Below are 17,133 nucleotides of genomic sequence, written 5' to 3' on the forward strand. Positions count from 1 at the left end.
TTCGGCCTGAGATAAAGCCTGAGAATAACCCTGAAAATAGCCCTGAGACTAGCCCTGAGTTAACGCCCGGATAAAGGCCCTGTGATCCGGCAGCTTCTGCGCCAGAAAAGCCTTGGCGTGGGCGATCTTATCCAGCTGCGCCCTGGCCTGCTGGCGCGCCGCATCATCGAGCGCCTTGGGCTGAGTACTGAAGCCCATGCCATAGAGCAGATAGAGGTAGTTATCCACCCCAAACACCTCGAACTGAGAGAAGAAGTCGTCGGGATGGGGCGTGAAGTGTTGCCACAGGGCGAGTCGCCGAGGCAGCTCCTCGGATGTTGGCTGGGCACTCAGATGAGTACGATAGTCGCGCCAGAAGGCGGAGTCGCTGCGGTCCGACAACTGATAATGCAGCGCCACGAAGTCGATCACCGCCTGCCAGGCATGACCGACGATACGATTAAACCTGGCCTCAAGCACTGGCAGTGTCTCACTGTCTGTGGGGAATTTGCGCGCCAATAGCGATGCGGCAAAATCAGTCAGCAGGATAGAGGTCGCCTCCAGGGGCTCGAGGAAACCCTGGGCCAGCCCAAGCGCGACGCAGTTGCCCTGCCAGAACTTTTGCAGATGCCCTACCCGCATGGTAAAGCTGCGAAACTCGCCGGCACTTGGCAGCTGGTCACCCAGATACCGCTTGAGCTTCTGGTGCGCCTCATCGTCGCTCAGGTAGCGGTCACAATAGACCAGACCCACGCCTCGCCGCTTGGGCAGGGCGATATCCCAGATCCAACCGGCCTGATGGGCGCTCGCCTGGGTATAGGGCGGCAGCGGCGCATCGGGCGCGCTGGCCACCTGAGTCACTAACGCCTTATTCATCCAAAGCTTATTCGCAAGGGAGGTGAACTCGACGCCGAGGGCTTTCTCCATCAAGAGGCCGCTAAAACCCGAGCAGTCTAGATAAAAGTCGAAACAACGGCGACCGCCCTCTCTCAGGTGCAGCGCTACTATCTTAGTGACACTACCCTCTTTGAACCTGTCCGTCTCAACTTCGAGCAGATGATCTTGAAGATGCTCGACATCGAAACGCTCCATGGCATTCTCCCTGAGCAGCTCGGCAAACTTGGCGGCGTCGAAGTGATAGGCATAGGCGTGAGCCCCCTGATAGGGCGCGGAGGCGAGCGTCTTAGGCGCCTTTTGCGCCTCGCAGCTGAAACTCTGGGGCGACAGGGCTTCATCGAACCCCATGGGGTTCTCACCCTTTGCGAGCCCATCGAGCCAGAAGTCGCTGAGATCCACACCAAAGGGACTCGGCGGGTCGAACAGGTGATGAAAGGCGCTCATCTCGCTGCCAGGCTTTCGGTGACGCCAATTGATGAACTTGATCGATTGCTTGAAGCTGGCATCGCAGCGCCTGAACAGCGCCGTCTCCTCTATACCAAAGGCCTGTAGTGACTTGCGGATCATAGGCACTGTGCCTTCGCCCACCCCTATGGTGGCAACATCGGGCGACTCGATAAGGGTAATACTCACCTTGGGGCTACGCCCCTTGAGCGCCAGGCCCAGATGGTTGGCGGCCAGCCAGCCGCTGGCGCCGCCACCGACGATGGCAATGGATAAGATGCTCACAGCTAGGACCTCCGATTTGGGCTAAGGCGATCTAAACCTGACTCGCAACAAGTTGAAGACGCGCCCTTCCGCCCCCTTAAAGGCCAGAAAGGCGCTTGTTAGCGATAACAGTTTAGAGCGAGAGCGACACAGGTCCCTTGCCGTCCCAGCTGAACTTCTGCTCCTTGCCGCCTGGCTGCTGGACGCTGATCTGATAGGCATCATCGCCCTTGGCCTGAGTGCGATTAACGCAGAGATCTACCTTGCTGTTGAAGGCGCGGATCCCCCTTAAACACATCTTGTCCCAGCCGGTCGGTAGATAAGGGGCGACCTTGAGGCGATTAAAGCCTGTGGGTTCCATGCCGAAGATCCCCTCAGTCACGACCCTGGCGTAGAGGGCGCTCTCGGCTGAGAGGTGGCGCTGGTTACCCTCGGGCCAGGCCTCGACCGCATAGGGCACATGCTCCCCCAGCAGGCGTTTGCGCGAATAGTACTTAAAGTAGCGCATGGCGGTGTCTGTCTCCTGGGCGCTGAAGATCCCCCTGAAGGCATACAGGGTCGCCCTGTCCCAGAAGGTCTTGTTGCCCGCCTCGCTGTAGATCCCCTCTGGGCTCCATAGGTAGTCCGACAACAGGGCATCCAGGGTCGCCTGCTTACGATCGAAGATGCCGAAGGTAAGCGGCAAGGCGATCCAGGCTCTCAGTTTGTCGTTGCCCTGATAATACTGATAGGTATCGAACCCCTGCACGTTCGCGCCAAAATAACCCTCGATGGCGGCCTTTAGCGCTTCGGCTCGCTGGCGATAGTCGCTGGCTAGCTCTGTGTGGCCCAGCTCCTGATTCAGGTAGGCCGAGGAGATCAGTGCGCCATAGGTCAGCATGTTGGTGCTGAGATTCACCTCTCCTGCGGGGAAACGTCCCTCCAGCTCGTCGCTGTCGGAGGCGATGACACCTTCTTTCGTCTGCTTCTTGTAGCTAAAGTCGATACACCAGTCGATGAGAGGCAGTAGCTCGCGGGCCTGCTGCTTGTCACCATAGGCCAGGGCGAAACGGCTGGCACCATAGGCGATCATGGCACAATCGCCCCTGTCGCCGGCGCCGTTCCAGTAATCGTCACCCTCGGCGATGATAGAGGATGGGATCGCCCGGCCCTCATCGTTCATGTAACGGGCAAAGTGGGCGAAGCTGTTGATGGCCGACTCGTTGCCGCGTTTATCCCCCAGGAAGGGGAAGAAAGGGTTGATATATTCAGCCTGATCGTTGGCCCAGATCGCCGCGTAGTAGCGACCGCCGCCAGGGCCATGCATCAGGCCGCCCTTGGTCCTGAAGATAGACTCGGCGCTGCGCAGCTTGGCAAACTCGAACATCTTGTTGAGCACAGGATCTGGCGTCTCCAGACGAAGGTTTTGATTCAGCTCGGCGACATAATCCTTACGTGCGGCTATCTCTTGTGCTGGCGTTAGCTCTTGTGCTGGAGAGAGCTCCTGAGCCGGCGTTAGCTCTTTCGCTTGAGCTCGCGCCTGGCCAGGACCCGCCTCACCGGCTTGCTTGTCGGCTCTGTGGGCCTCGAAGGTCACGAAGAGCTCTAGGTCGCTGCCGGGCGCCAGGCTGAACTGCCCCGCCTTATCGCTGCTGGCCTGGATAAGATAGCGGCCATAGACCCCCTTATCCGCATCCGTCTCGACCCTGTAATCTAAAGGCTTAAACTCCAGCACGACGGCCTGCTCGCCCTGGTTAGTAAACCGCAAGCGCTCGATCATCTTAGGCCCTGTGGTGCTGGGCGACAGGGTGCGACTGAGGCGGACCTTGCTGCCCTGCCCATCAGATAGCTGGCTGGTTAGATTCAGGGTGCCATCTATGGTCACACGCTCAAGCGACTCTTTCACAAGCGGCTTACCGCCAAGCATGATCTCGGGCGAGACGCTCAAGGGAAAATCATGGATCAGGCTGGCATGGGTGTCGTTAGGAATGGTGCGCAGCATGGGCCAGACCAGCTTACGCTTCAGGGTCAGCTGTCCCTGCTCGTCGCTGCCATAGTAGATGATGGCCGAGATCTGCTCGCCGCTCATCTCGATATGATCCTCATGCTTGTCCTCTACCTGCCAGGTGATCCCCTCATCGCCTAACTGCCAGCGATCATTTAGGGTATTGGCCAGATCGTTTAATTGCACCTGATCGTTTAACTGCACCTGATCGCTTAACTGCAATTGGGCCTGAGGGGCTTCTGGGGCGACTTGCTGCTCGCCTGAACGGGGCGCTTGATGAGAACAGGCCGATAGGATGGAGATTGCGCATGCCGATAATAAAATGCTTTTTTTCATACTCTTCTCGGTATTAATAACGTTTTTATCTTGTGTCATTCGAATATTTGGCTGCTTATAAAATCAAAATATAAAATAAGCCGATAAGGCTTAACCCAATAATCAAAGACACTCGGTTATTACTATTCAGTATTATTTTTTATAAGTGGCTCATGCCGATAAATATCCAAGAAAACGATACTCTTGTTAGATAATCTTCCTAGATAGTCTTGTTAGATAGCCTTCTCTATTTACCCGCTAAGCCTTTATTCGCTGCGCCTTCATTGATTAGCCGTTCTAGACGGGCTAAGCGCGAGCGCTTTACAGATTGAAGCACGCGAGAGCGGCAACAGGCTTACTAAAAAACAATGACACTTTCTCGAAAAATAACCCTCATCCCACCCGGCGACGAAACTCCAGCGGCGACATGTTGAACTCACGCTGAAAGATGTCATAGAAGCGGCTCACCGAGCCAAATCCCGCCTCCAGCGCTATGTTCAGCACAGGATTCTCGGTATCGATAAGCAGCGCCTGGGCATGTTGCAGCCGTAGCTGGTTAATATATTGTTTTATTGAGACTTTCATTACGCGATTGAAGAGCTTCATCGCATAGTTTTTGTGCAGCCCGGTGGACATTGCCACATTCTCTATGGTGATCTTCTGATCATAATGGTCGGCGATATAACGCAGCATGGTCTGGATATGGTTAAGCCCACCAAACACCGGCTTGTCGACCCCATGGCCGCTGCGATGGGCCAGATTAAAGGTGCTGTAATGCTCTATCGCCATGCGGCGGATACGGTTGCGGATCTCGTTGATCACCTGGCTGGCGAGCAGAGGCTCCTGGCTGGCGATATCTGCCTCCCAGATCTGCGTCAGCTGGCGATCGCACACATAGAGGCTGTCAGACACCATCACCTCGCCGTGGAGCAGCTGGCTGACAAACTCCCCCGGCAGCATCCAGGTGAGGAAGGCCTGCAGCGGAATGTAGATGTTGACTATCTCGCCGTCGCCATGACAGGCGGTCATCTGGTGGGGAATCGAGGCCCAGAAGATGATCATCCGCCCCTCGGGCACAGAGATCTCCTGACCGTTAATCAAATAATCGGCCGAACAATCAAAGAGGTAGTTAATCTCTATATGGCCATGCCAATGGCTGTGGGCCATCACCTCTGGCCGTTTGCGATGAAAGCCAAACTTATTGTCCTGCGCCTGCGCCGTTAACGGACTGGCTTCACTAAACGAAATTTTCTCGACCCATTCGAACATAAGGATAACCCCGGTTAACCCACCTTTAGCGAAGCTAACCCAAATACATTTGATTAACAAACATAAGTTATTTTTTGGGAAGTTATACCTGATTTTCAGGAAGGTTCAGAGTGAAACTTACTCAAGTAGCGAGCATGAAAATACCTGATGTTAAATATTCGTTAGGATATTTTCTGGAAATCATAGGCACTATTTCGGGAAGTTTCCCTTCCAGTCTCGGGGATATAAATATCAGGGTGAACTGATTTCAAAAATTAGTTTATTGAGCCTGATAAGAATTAATTCAGCCCAAACAATAAAGCTCAAAAAGCCTGAAAACACGAAGGGAACACTATGAAAAGAAATTATCTTGCCTTTGCGATTAGCCTTGCATTGGCCTCTTCACTTCCCGCCTACGGGGCCGACGACGAAGAGAAGCAACAAAATGATGAGACCGAGATGGAAGTCATCGAGGTGCGGGGGATCTTAAGCAGTCTGAAAGAGGCGCAGTCGATCAAGAAGGAAGCCGACAACGTGGTCGACGCCTTGGTCGCCGAAGATATAGGTAAATTCCCCGACAGCAACGTCGCCGAGGCGATGCAGCGTATCCCTGGGGTGAGCGTTAACCGCCTGCGCGGCGAGGGTCAGAGCGTGACCGTGCGCGGACTATCCGGCGACTACAACGTCACCACGCTCAACGGCAGAAAGATCGCCTCGGAAACCGTGGGGCGCGACTTTAACTATGATCTGATCGCCGCCGAACTGATTGGCGGCATTCAGGTCAACAAGACCCAGCAGGCCTCCCTGCCCGAAGGCGGCATAGGCGCCATCATCAACATCGACACCCTCAAGCCCCTCAACGTGGGCAGTAAGGTAGCCGGCTCTATCGAGGGTTACTATAACGAGCGCGCCGGTGAGACAGATCCCCAGGCCTCGCTGTTGATCAGCGAGACCTTTAACGACGACGAGCTGGGGATCTTGATCTCCGCCAACCACACCTCCTCCTTCACCCGCTTCGATAGCCACAGCGCACAGTGGGGCTGGAATGAATGGAGTGAGGCGGAGCTGATGCCAAACGGCGATCCTAACCTGTCGGGCCGCTTCCCCAGCTGGCCTAACATCATGGTGAGCACGGATCAGCGCGAGCGCAGCGGCGGCACCCTGGCGCTGCAGTGGCGCCCGACCCCGAACCTGGACATCAACTTCGATGCCCTCTATACCAAGTATGAGATTGAATCCACGGGGAACATGATCTCCCTGGCCCTGTTTGAGGGCACCAACCTGGACAACATCCAGGATGTGCAATTTGGCGCCGACGGTCACACCAACAGCATCACTATCGGTGAACCGGGCAACATGGACTCGCCGGCCATCGCCGAGCTGCTGGAATCGCAAAATCCCCGCGACAGCGATGCCATGCAGGTGGGGCTGAACCTCAACTACATCTGGGACAACTTTAACTTTAACGTCGACCTGGCCTACTCTGAGGCGGAAGATGCCTCGGCGGCGGTCAGCTGGGTGGTGGTGCGCACCGCCATCGACACCCTCACGGTCAACTGGGATAACGGCGAGCAAGTGCCCGACATCTCCTTCGGCGATACCGTGCTGGATGAGAACATCGACTATGGCGCCTGGTATGCCCGCATCGACGGCGACAAGGTAAAGGACAAGACGGGTAACTTTAACTTCAACGGCACCTATGAGCCGGACGATGGCATTCTCAGCAAGGTGCTGTTCGGCACCGGCTATAACATGCAGGACAAGGGCAAGACCTACTGGAGCCAGGAAAACCCCAGCGCCTATACCTTCCGCAACGGCGTCACAGAGAGTGAGTGGATCAATGCCCCCGATATCGAAAAGGTAGATATTGCCGGCAACACCCTTTGGGGGCCACTACCAGCAACAGCGCTTAATCCGGGCAACTTCGACGACTTCATGGGTAGCTCAAATGCCATGCTGCCCAACACTTGGGCGGGGATCAACATTCCCGGGCTGTTCGACTATTATCGATCCTTGGACAGCGAGGCGTTCGATCAATACCTAGTGCCCAGACCTAACCTCACGGGCGGCAACACCTATGGGGTGAAAGAAGAGACCATTCACGCCTACGCCGAGCTGATCCTCGAAGATGAGATCGCCGGCATGCCCTATATGCTCGACTTCGGTCTGCGCTATATAGACACAACCGTCACCTCCTGGGGCTACTCACAGGATCCGGCCAACATCGCCTTCGATGAAAACGGCCTGTTTACCGACGCGGTGGATACCGTCGGCCTGGTGGAGTTTGAAGGCAACTACAACAAGTTGCTGCCGAGCTTCAACGGTAAGCTGGGGCTAACCGATGATTTAGTCTGGCGTCTGTCGCTGTCACAGGCGATATCACGTCCGCCGCTGACCAACCTGTCGCCGGTTACCTCTATCTGGCAGAACGAAGAGAAAACGCCGCCGGAGAACTTCATCTATGAGAACGATCCAGGCCTGGAGCCCTACTATGCCGATCAGCTCGATACCACGCTGGAGTGGTACTACAGCGATAGCGGCACCCTCAACCTGGCCTTCTACTACAAGGAGCTGCACGGCTTCGTGATCTACGAGCCGACGCGGGAAACCATCAATGGCGCCAGCTTCGAGGTCACCCGCCCCTACAACGACGATGAAAACCAGTCGCGTATCCGGGGTTATGAGCTGAACTGGCTACAGACCTTCGACGACTTCCTGCCTGATGCCCTCGCGGGCTTCGGTGTGCAGGCCAATTATACCTATAACAACAGCGAGTCGGGTGAATACACGGACGATGGCGAGCAGTTGCCGTTTAAAGGATTGTCTGATCATCAGTACAATGTGGTCGCCTTCTACGAGAACCATGGGCTTAAGGTCAATGTGGCCTATAACTATCGCTCCGAGTACAGCCTAGGCAAGCAGTGGTATTGGTCAAATGCCCTCAACGACTGGACCTCTGAGACCCTACAGGTCGACGAATGGGGCCAGCTGGATATGCAGGTGGGCTATGACGTCACAGACAATATCACCCTCACCTTCGAGGCCAACAACCTGCTTGACCCCGATTATGTGCAGTACCTGAACGGGGACAAGAACCATGTGGACTATATCTCCAGCTGGGGCCGTAGCTATCGTGCGGGGGTTCGCTTCAAGTTTTAATCTCCCTTGTTAAATGATTCGCTCAAAGACAATTGAAGCAATCGTTTTGTTCGCCCATTACCACTAGGTGATGGGCTTTTTTTATCCCCATCCCTCGCCGCAAAACTTATCTTATCCAACTGATATTCCTGAATAATTAATAGTGTTTCTCGAAAACTATTTTAGGAGTGATTAGCCCTTGAATGGGCTAGCCTGGATGGCTTAATTTTTAGTCGCTCATGGATATCAATCCATCATCAACACAATCACCTACTTCTTCACCGACAGGGAGATTTTTCACATGGAAAGACATTTAAGCAATAAGCCAAACAGGCAATTAAGCAATAAGCCAAACATACAGTTAAGCAAGCACGGAGCATCCACCCTACTGAGCCTACTCTTCTTAGGTATCATAGGCCTGAGCCTGCCGGGCTGCGGCTCGGGTGGCGATGACGGCCCGACTAGCGAGCCAGCGGTTACACCACCGGTAGCCACACCGACACCAGAGGGGAGCCTCACAGTATCCGCCAGCGAAAGCGGCGGCGCCATCTACCTAGATGGGCACTTCACTGGCAAGCTGACCCCGGCGGAGCTCACACTCGAGCCCGGCGAATACACCATAGGCGTGGGGCTCAACCAGAGTGAGCAGTATCTTAGACGCACGGTTCAGGTAGAGGCCGACCAGACCATTAGCCTGGCGCTGGATGAGAGCGATCGCCAGGCGCCCAAGGCCTGGAAGGCGCTGTTTATCGGTGTGGCCAAGGTGCAGGCTCAGGGTACTGGCTGTGTCAGCCAATACCAAACCGAGCAGCTCGACGCCGGCTTTGACTTCTTTCGCTGGAGCTTTAAGGAGCGCGTCGAGCCCTACAGCTATCACACCATGGATTGGCAGTTTGAGCGCCTGGATATCACGGATGAGGTGGTGACCCTCAGCAATGACAAGCTCATCGGCCCGGCGGAGATCGAGCCCTATCTGACGAGCGTCGACAAGGGCGACTATGACCTCATCGTCAGCTTCTTTCGCGGCGGCGCCGGCAGCGATGACTGCTATATCGACGACTTCAAAGGCATCGCCTGGTATGACTATCGCGTGCTCAACTCAGGCTCCTCCTACTACACGATACGCTTCTATGGTGATGTTAGCGGGCGGATCGAGGCGGCCAAGGCAAATGACAGAGACCCTGGCATGTACATCCACGAGTGGCTGCACACCACGGCGGAGTGGTTCTTTCCCGATCAGGGCTATGCCCAGCCCAACAGCGACGGCCAGGTGGTCCACGCCGCCGAGATATACGGCTACAGCTGGCCCTGGATGAGCTGGTATCGTGACCTTATTCGCGGCCAGGTGAAACAACAAGCAAGCTATGTGGGCATAGGCCCGGACGCCCTGCTCGGCTGTAGCGTCAGCGAAGACGCCTTAGGCCTGTGCCCGAGCGCCTCGAGTCAAGCAGCATCAGACGCCTCGAGTCAAGCGGCGCCAGAGGCCTTGATTCAAACATCCTTGCTCTATGACAAGAGCGCCGGACAACTGGTGCCCTGGCAGACAGTGAGCCGACCCTATCGAGATGGCCGGGTCTCATTTGGTCAGATCCCGTCCGGCGAGCAGCTCTGTCTCAATCGTCACTCCGTCAGCTACCTGCTCGGCGACGGCACCCTAGCGCTCACCTTAGATGAAAGCCTCTGCGGCGAGCCGTCCAGCGCCAGGCTCAGCTTTACGCCTTGGCTTGCAGAGGAGCAGTCGTCGCGTGCAATCACGCTGCCCATTGACCAAGCCAGCAGGCTTTTAGCCAGCAGGCTTTTAACCAGCAAAAAACCCTTTATTGAACATGAGCACCTCGACTTAGATGAGATCTTAATTGAGCTAAGGGCGCTGATGGCGCACTCGTTCTAGGAGCATCTATCTAACACGCGTCAGGCGGGGCGAAACAGAGGTTATTTTTCGGGAAACATTAGCCCCGTTTTCATGCGCCCGGGCGTCAATCGACATGCTTCAATGACTTACCTTCGGGAATTTCCCCGTATGAATCAGGAGTAATGAAACATGTTGCAGCGTTTTTTGACGGCGCCCCAGGCGTATAAGCAGCTGATGTTGGCAGGAGTGCTAACGCTTCCCAGCGCACTGGCCATGGGCGAGACCTATCAACTCAGCTCCCCGGATGGCAGTATCTTGGTCGATGTCATCGCCGAGGAGCAGCTCAGCTACCGCGTCAGCGTCGACGGCCAGACCATCCTGGCCCCATCACACATCGCCATGACCTTTGCCGATGGCACGGCGCTCGGAAAGTCGCCTCAAGTGGTTGAGGTCAAGCGCAGCGCCATCTCAGAGCAGCTCACCCCGGTTATCAAGGTGCGTACCGCCAAGATAGACAACCATTACAACCAGTTGAGCCTGAGTTTCAAAGATAACTACAGGGTGGAGTTTCGCGCCTTCGATGAGGGGGTCGCCTATCGTTTCAGCGCCCAGCAATCTGGTAAGAGCGCCCTCACCTCTGAACAGGCCGAGTTTAACTTCGCCAAAGGCGCCTTCGCCTACTTCCCCTTCGAGAAGAAGTTTGCCAGCGCCACCCAGCCCAGATTCACCCCCATCGCCGCCAAGGGGATAGACAAGGAGGAGCTGGGTAGCCTGCCGGCCCTGTTTGTGGTCAATGGCGTCAATGTGTTGCTGACCGAGACAGATCTGCAGAGCTATCCCGGCCTCTGGCTAAGGGGCAAGGGCGATGGCAATGTCTATGGCGTGCATCCATTCGAGTTGGATAAAGATGAGCAGTACACAAAGGACTTTGGCATAGTAAGCAAGTCTCGCAGCTATCCCTGGCGCATCCTGGCCATCGCCCGCAGCGACGGTGAGCTGCTCGACAACCAGATGAGCTACACCCTGGCCGAGCCGTCACGCATCGAAGACACCTCCTGGATCAAACCCGGCAAGATCGCCTGGGACTGGTATAACGAGAACAACCTCAAGGGGGTCGACTTCAAGGCGGGGATCAACACAGAGACCTACCAATACTACGCCGATTTTGCCGCCGACTTTGGCATCGAAAACATCCTTATCGACGATGGCTGGTCATCACAGGAAGATGTACTCACCGTGCTGCCAGGCATAGACATGCAGGCGATCATCGCCCGTGCCAAGGAAAAGGGCGTCGGAGTGCAGCTCTGGGTACCCTACTCGGCGCTGGACAAGAACCTGGAAGAGGCGTTTAAGCTCTACGCCAAATGGGGGATCAACGGCGTCAAGATAGACTTCATGGACAGCGATAGCATCAAGCGGGTAGATTTCTACTGGCGCGCCGCCGCCATGGCCGCCAAGTACAAGCTGATGGTCAACTTCCACGGCGCCTACAAACCTGCTGGGATCCACAGAACCTACCCCAACGTGATGACCCGCGAGGGAGTCAGGGGACTGGAAAACAACAAATGGTCTGAGGTGACCTCGACCCACAACCTGCATCTGCCCTTCATCCGTATGATAGCGGGCCCGCTGGATTACACCCCGGGCGCCATGGCCAATGCCCAGCAGAAGAACTTCAACAAGGTCTGGTCTCGTCCCATGAGCCTGACCACCCGGGCGCAACAGATCGCCATGTATGTGATCTACGAGAGCCCGCTGCAGATGCTCGCCGACACCCCCACCAGCTACCGGGCCGAGCCTGAGATCCCGCGCTTCATCGCCGCCATTCCTACGGTATGGGATGACTTCAAGGTGCTGCATGCCAGCATAGGCGAGTATTTCACCATAGCGCGCCGCGCAGGTGATAACTGGTACATCGGCGCCATGACCAATACCCAGGCGAGAAGCCAGCAGATCAACCTGGACTTTCTGGGAGATGGTGAGTATGAGATGCAGCTGCTGCAAGATGGCATCAACGCGGGTAACTTCGCCGAAGACTATAAGCTGATTAAGAAAACCGTTATCAAGGGCGACAGCCTAGATCTCAACATGGCGGCCAACGGCGGCTATGCCATACAGCTGATCAAGCGTTAAACGCCCCACCCCAAGGGTCTGAGTTGCTTAAGCTTCCATGCGTTCAGGCCCTTGCCTATGCTCAGAGTTATGACCTTGCTTAGCCTCTTATTTAGACCTTTGCCTTAGCCGCGGCTCTAGTTGCAGTCTTTTTCGCCCCGCTAGCCTTGCCTTTGGCAGCTGTCGCCCCGCCGCGTCGATTGCCGTAGCCACGCTTCTTAAACGAACGCTTAGGCGCCTCAACCCCTTGCAAGGCCTTGGGCAGCTGGGCACCGGCCTGCATGATAAGCCCATTGAGCGACTCGACTAGCGGCGCCATGAAGCTCAGGTACTTGGCCTCTTTACGGCTGATGGCGTCAAGGTGACTCTCCCACAACGCCGTCATATCAGGCGTGGTGGCAGATTCGGGTAGGCTATTGATGAGGCCGCGACCTACTGGGGTCGAGACGATAGACTTTCCCTGGCGCGTCAGAAAGCCACGCTTGAACAGCAACTCGATGATCCCGGCGCGGGTCGCCTCTGTCCCCAGGCCGTCGGTTTCCTTGAGGATCTTACGGATCTCAGGGTTGGTCACGTAGCGGCTGATCCCCGTCATGGCGCTCAGCAGGGTGGCATCGGTAAAGGCCTTGGGAGGCTGGGTCTGCTTCTCGATAAGCTCTCCCTGGCCAGAGTGCAGCATCTGACCCTTATGTAGCGGCGGCAGCTGGGCCAGCGCCTCGTCGCCCTCGCCGTCGGTCTTGTCATCGCTACGCTTAGGGAACAGTTGCTTCCAGCCTAGGGCGATCTCCTGTTTGGCCTTGGTGTGAAAATGGCCGCCGGCGATCTCCACCTCAACCTGAGTCTCATGATAACGATAGACGGGGTAAAACTGCGCCAGATATTGACGGGCCAGTTGCAGGTAGATCTGTTTCTCGGCCTGGCTCAGGGCGCTCAGGTTGGCCACCTTCTCGGTAGGCACTATGGCGTGGTGGGCATCCACCTTGGCATCGTTCCAGGCCTTGGAGACTATCTTAAGATCCGGCGCGGGGCACTGGGCCGTGAGTTCGCCTGCCCCCTTGAGTACGGCATCGATTACCCTGGGGGCCAGGGCCAGCTGCTCCTTGGGCAGATAACGGCTGTCAGAGCGCGGATAGGTGATCAGCTTATGTTTCTCATACAGTGACTGACAGGTATCGAGCACCGTCTTGGCGCTCATGCCGAATCGCTTCGCCGCATCTATCTGCAGCGACGACAGGTTATAGGGTAAGGGTTGTCCCTGCTGCTTATCTTTGGCCTGCAGATCCGTCACCTTGGCAGCTTGCTCTGTGATCCGTCCCACTACGTTTTCCGCCAGACGCCGCGACAGCACACGCCCCTCCTCATCCATGTAGGGCTGACAGGCCTCACTAGGCTGCCACTTGGCCTTAAAATGCGCTTGTTCTTGGGTATAGAGATTGGCCAGCACCTCATAGAAAGGCTTGCTGACGAAATTCTCAATGGCCTCATCGCGGCGCACCACCAGGCCTAAGAGTGGCGTCTGCACCCGACCGACTGAGAGCACCCCCTGATAGCCCACCTTACGCCCCTGCAGCGTATAGGCGCGGGTCATGTTCATGCCATAGAGCCAGTCGGCACGGGAGCGCGCCAAGGCCGAGGTCGACAGGGGGATAAACTCACGGTTGCTACGCAGCTGCCCTAGGGCGCGTTTGACAGCCTGAGGGTTGAGGTCGCTCACCAGCAGGCGCTGGGTCTGTTCTAGCTTGTCGCCCTTGACCCCCAGATAGGCGATCACCTCATCCACCAGCAGCTGACCTTCACGGTCAGGATCCCCGGCGTTCACCAACTGACTGGCCTGCTTGACCAATTTTCTCAGTACGCTGAGCTGTCCCCGTGTCTTGCTCTTAGGGGTCATCTTCCACTGCTGCGGCACTATGGGCAGGTGGTCGAACGACCAGGACTTAAAGGCAGGATCATAGCTGTCGGGCTCGGCCTGCTCCAGCAGGTGGCCTATGCACCAGGAGACGGTGTCGCCATTGGCCGCCGTGATATAGCCCTCGCCCTTCTTGTGGGGTTTAGGTAACACATCGGCGATTGCCCGCCCAAGACTGGGTTTCTCTGCTATGTATAGGATCATGCTGACATCAATTACTGTATAAATTAACAGTAACTTTAAACCACTCGCGGCCTTGGCGCAAATAGGAAAGGCGATCTCATGCTTACTTGTAAATTTAGTTGAGAACAATTCTCACTAAGAGCTAGTCTAAGGGCTATTCACGGAGGCCGATATGCACACACGACTCAAGACCCCACAACGACCCGAACGCCTACTGATTTACGCCACGCTGATGACGACGGCGCTGCTGTTACTCTCGCTGTCATCCTCCCTCTTTCCCTGGCGCCTGGATCCTCTGGTGCAATTTAGCCTGCTGCTGTTGTTAAGCTGCGCCGGCACCCTGTTTGCCCTCGCCCGCCATGGCGCACACCATAGACCGGCCCTTGGACTACTCTTCGGCCTCTGGCTAATGGTATGGGTAAGCCAGGGGTTGCTCATGCCGGTGTGATCGCTAACCTGCGCTTGCCTCTATAAGCTAAACTTAGCTCTGCCGTGCATTCGATGCGGCTGCCATCTGGCCACAAAAAAGGCGCCTCCCAGGAGACGCCCTATCACAATGCCAAGACATTTTAGGTCTTTAACTTGCCCAGCTGCTGGTGCTGTTGCTCTACAAGGCCCGCCAGGCTGGCACTGCTCTGCTGGGCCTCGTCGGCGAGTCTCGCCAGCTCGGAGGCGGAATCTGAGATGCCTGTGATGTTACGGCTGACCTCTTCGGTGACGGCACTCTGCTCCTCGGCCGCGGTGGCGATATGGGTCACCTGGCTGGAGACCTCCTGAATTTGATTCACTATGGTGTTGAGTGAACTCAGGGCCGACTCTGTCTGGGCCACGGCGCGCTGAGCACCATCCACCCCTTGGTCGATGATCTGCGAGGCACTGTTGACCTCGCGCTGCAGCGCCTCGATCAACTTGCCTATCTCATCGGTCGAACTCTGGGTCTTGGAGGCCAGCGCGCGCACCTCATCGGCGACCACGGCGAAGCCCCGGCCTTGTTCACCGGCGCGGGCGGCCTCGATGGCGGCGTTAAGTGCCAGCAGATTGGTCTGCTCGGCGATGGCGCTGATCACCTCGAGGATCTTGCTGATGTTGGTGCTGCTTTCCGCCACCTTACCCACGGCCTCCTTGGCCAGCAGGGATTCTTGAGACATATGAGTCACATAGCTCATGGCCTGGCTCAGGCTGTCTTCACCTGCCTTGACGTTGAGGGTCATCGCCTCGGTTTCCGACGCCGTCTGCTCAGACGCCTTGGCCACCTCGAGCGCGGTGGCGCTCATCTCATTAACTGCGGTTACCACACTCTCGATATCACTGTACTGACGATTGACGCTGTTGTGGGTCTGCTGAGCTATCTCCGCCGCCACCTGACTCTCGGCCTGCGAGCGTGACGCCAGCTCCTTAAGCTCGCCGATCAACAGCCTCAACTTATTGATAAAGCCGTTGATGCCACCGCCCAGGGCGATGAGTTCGGCATGGGACTCCACTGTGACCTGCTGGGTCAGATCCCCTTCGGCGCTGGCTAAGTTCTCCACCCGGCTCTGAATCACCTTCAGCGGCGCGACAATAGAGCGGATCACTAGGCTAATGGTAACCACGGCAATCAGCGAAACGATGACGCCTACGATCAGCAGCAGGCTGCCCAGAGAGCTGGCCATGGCAGACATCGCCTTATCCATGGCATTCGCCGCCTGATAGGCGTCGGCCTTGGCCACCTCAATTACCAACGACCACTGCGCCTTGGCGAGCGGGATCTCGATAGGATAGGCAACTATGATGTTATCCCCCTGCTCCAGATAACCGCCCTGGCGATGCAGCCCAGTCAACTGACTGGCGAGCGACGGGGCGATAGACTCGCCCAGTGGACGCGCCTTCTTATCATAGTGGCTGGCCGCCACCACTAAACCCTTCTGGCTCAGCAGGGTCACCTTGGCCTTGCCCTGATACAGGCTGGCGGAGAGCTCGTCGATCAGCTTCTGAAACACAGGCAGATTAACATCCACGCCAATTACGCCGCGAAAGCTGCCGCCCACCACCACAGGCACGGTTAAGGAGGTCATCAGCGCCGTGTTGCCTGGGCTGATCTCATACAGGTAGGGCTCCATCAGACAGGGCTGCTTAGTATCCTTGGCGCACAGGTACCATTCGGCCTCGCGCACGCCAAACTCCTTGAGAGTGGCATCATACTTCTCGCTGGCGTCATCCACCTGCTGATGCTCGACGCTGCCATCATCGCTGCGGGTGTAATAGATCTCCAGGGTACCCACCTCGGGTACGCTGTGACTGATCTTCTGGGTATAGTCGCCGTCGCGGCCATCGTAGCCGTTGGGCTCAAACTGGGCATACATAGAAGAGAGCTGACTGTTTTTTCGCAGCACGCCGGCCACCGACTCCTCTACCCCTTCCCTCGATAGCGGCTGGCTAGCGGCGCTCTGCTCTATCATGCCGGCAAACGAAAAGGGGATCCGATAGGCCTCGTTGATAAAACCCGCCACCCGCTCGCCATACTCACCGGCCCGGGCACTGAGGCGCTGGCGAGTTTCATCATGCAGCGCACCTTGCACCTGGCCCGCCAGTTGCGCGTTTTTATCGCTGAGCGACCACCAGAGGCTGAAGGAGAGGATGGCGACTATGATCAAAAACAGCGCTGAGGTGATCCAAAGCAACTTAGTACTGATGGACAAGTGTTTCATTTATCACTCCTAGGGATGACGGCAGGCTTGAGGCTTAATACTTTCACTCATTAAACATAGCACTAAAGCATTAAAACACCATGCTATCAGGTATTTAATTAGCCTTGCAGGGTAAGAGATG

General features: G+C 56.4%; 9 protein-coding genes. 4 read left to right on the forward strand and 5 right to left on the reverse strand.

Annotated features, from left to right (window positions below; translation table 11 throughout):
• Nucleotides 1-48 precede the first annotated feature (48 nt).
• The 3 genes from K0J45_RS11700 to K0J45_RS11710 form a co-directional block, all read right to left on the reverse strand.
• Nucleotides 49-1,605: a tryptophan halogenase family protein gene (locus K0J45_RS11700; RefSeq protein ID WP_220042692.1), complete on the reverse strand. Its 1,557-nt coding sequence runs from the start codon at nucleotides 1,603-1,605 to the stop codon at nucleotides 49-51.
• Between the two features lie 112 nt (nucleotides 1,606-1,717).
• Entirely contained in the window at nucleotides 1,718-3,904 is a 2,187-nt protein-coding gene (locus K0J45_RS11705) for a glucosidase family protein (protein ID WP_258406676.1), read from the reverse strand.
• A 372-nt stretch (nucleotides 3,905-4,276) separates the two neighbouring features.
• On the reverse strand, nucleotides 4,277-5,152 hold the full coding sequence (locus K0J45_RS11710) for a helix-turn-helix domain-containing protein (protein ID WP_011866092.1): 876 nt from the start codon (nucleotides 5,150-5,152) through the stop codon (nucleotides 4,277-4,279).
• A 333-nt stretch (nucleotides 5,153-5,485) separates the two neighbouring features.
• Here K0J45_RS11710 and K0J45_RS11715 point away from each other — a divergent pair, with 333 nt between their 5' ends.
• The 3 genes from K0J45_RS11715 to K0J45_RS11725 all read left to right on the forward strand — a co-directional run bounded on the left by K0J45_RS11715 (nucleotide 5,486) and on the right by K0J45_RS11725 (nucleotide 12,254).
• Nucleotides 5,486-8,290, forward strand: coding sequence for a TonB-dependent receptor (locus tag K0J45_RS11715; RefSeq protein WP_220042694.1), 2,805 nt, complete (start codon nucleotides 5,486-5,488; stop codon nucleotides 8,288-8,290).
• Nucleotides 8,291-8,570: 280 nt separating this feature from the next.
• Complete coding sequence (locus tag K0J45_RS11720) at nucleotides 8,571-10,160, forward strand: PEGA domain-containing protein (RefSeq protein ID WP_220042695.1); 1,590 nt, start codon at nucleotides 8,571-8,573, stop codon at nucleotides 10,158-10,160.
• Nucleotides 10,161-10,310: 150 nt separating this feature from the next.
• Nucleotides 10,311-12,254 (forward strand): glycoside hydrolase family 97 protein, encoded by a 1,944-nt coding sequence (locus K0J45_RS11725; RefSeq protein ID WP_220042696.1) that lies wholly within the window; start codon nucleotides 10,311-10,313, stop codon nucleotides 12,252-12,254.
• Nucleotides 12,255-12,345: 91 nt separating this feature from the next.
• Here K0J45_RS11725 and K0J45_RS11730 read toward each other — a convergent pair whose 3' ends face one another.
• A complete protein-coding gene (locus K0J45_RS11730; RefSeq protein ID WP_220042697.1) occupies nucleotides 12,346-14,346 on the reverse strand; it encodes a DNA topoisomerase III in 2,001 nt (666 codons plus the stop codon).
• A gap of 151 nt (nucleotides 14,347-14,497) precedes the next feature.
• Here K0J45_RS11730 and K0J45_RS11735 point away from each other — a divergent pair, with 151 nt between their 5' ends.
• The gene (locus K0J45_RS11735) at nucleotides 14,498-14,773 is read left to right on the forward strand and encodes a hypothetical protein (protein WP_144204485.1); all 276 of its coding nucleotides are present in this window, start codon (nucleotides 14,498-14,500) and stop codon (nucleotides 14,771-14,773) included.
• A gap of 121 nt (nucleotides 14,774-14,894) precedes the next feature.
• On the opposite strand, the gene K0J45_RS11740 is transcribed toward K0J45_RS11735, so the two are convergent.
• Entirely contained in the window at nucleotides 14,895-17,012 is a 2,118-nt protein-coding gene (locus K0J45_RS11740) for a methyl-accepting chemotaxis protein (protein WP_220042698.1), read from the reverse strand.
• Nucleotides 17,013-17,133 lie beyond the last annotated feature (121 nt).

Origin of the sequence: Shewanella alkalitolerans (assembly GCF_019457575.1) — a bacterium.
Lineage (GTDB): Bacteria > Pseudomonadota > Gammaproteobacteria > Enterobacterales > Shewanellaceae > Shewanella > Shewanella loihica.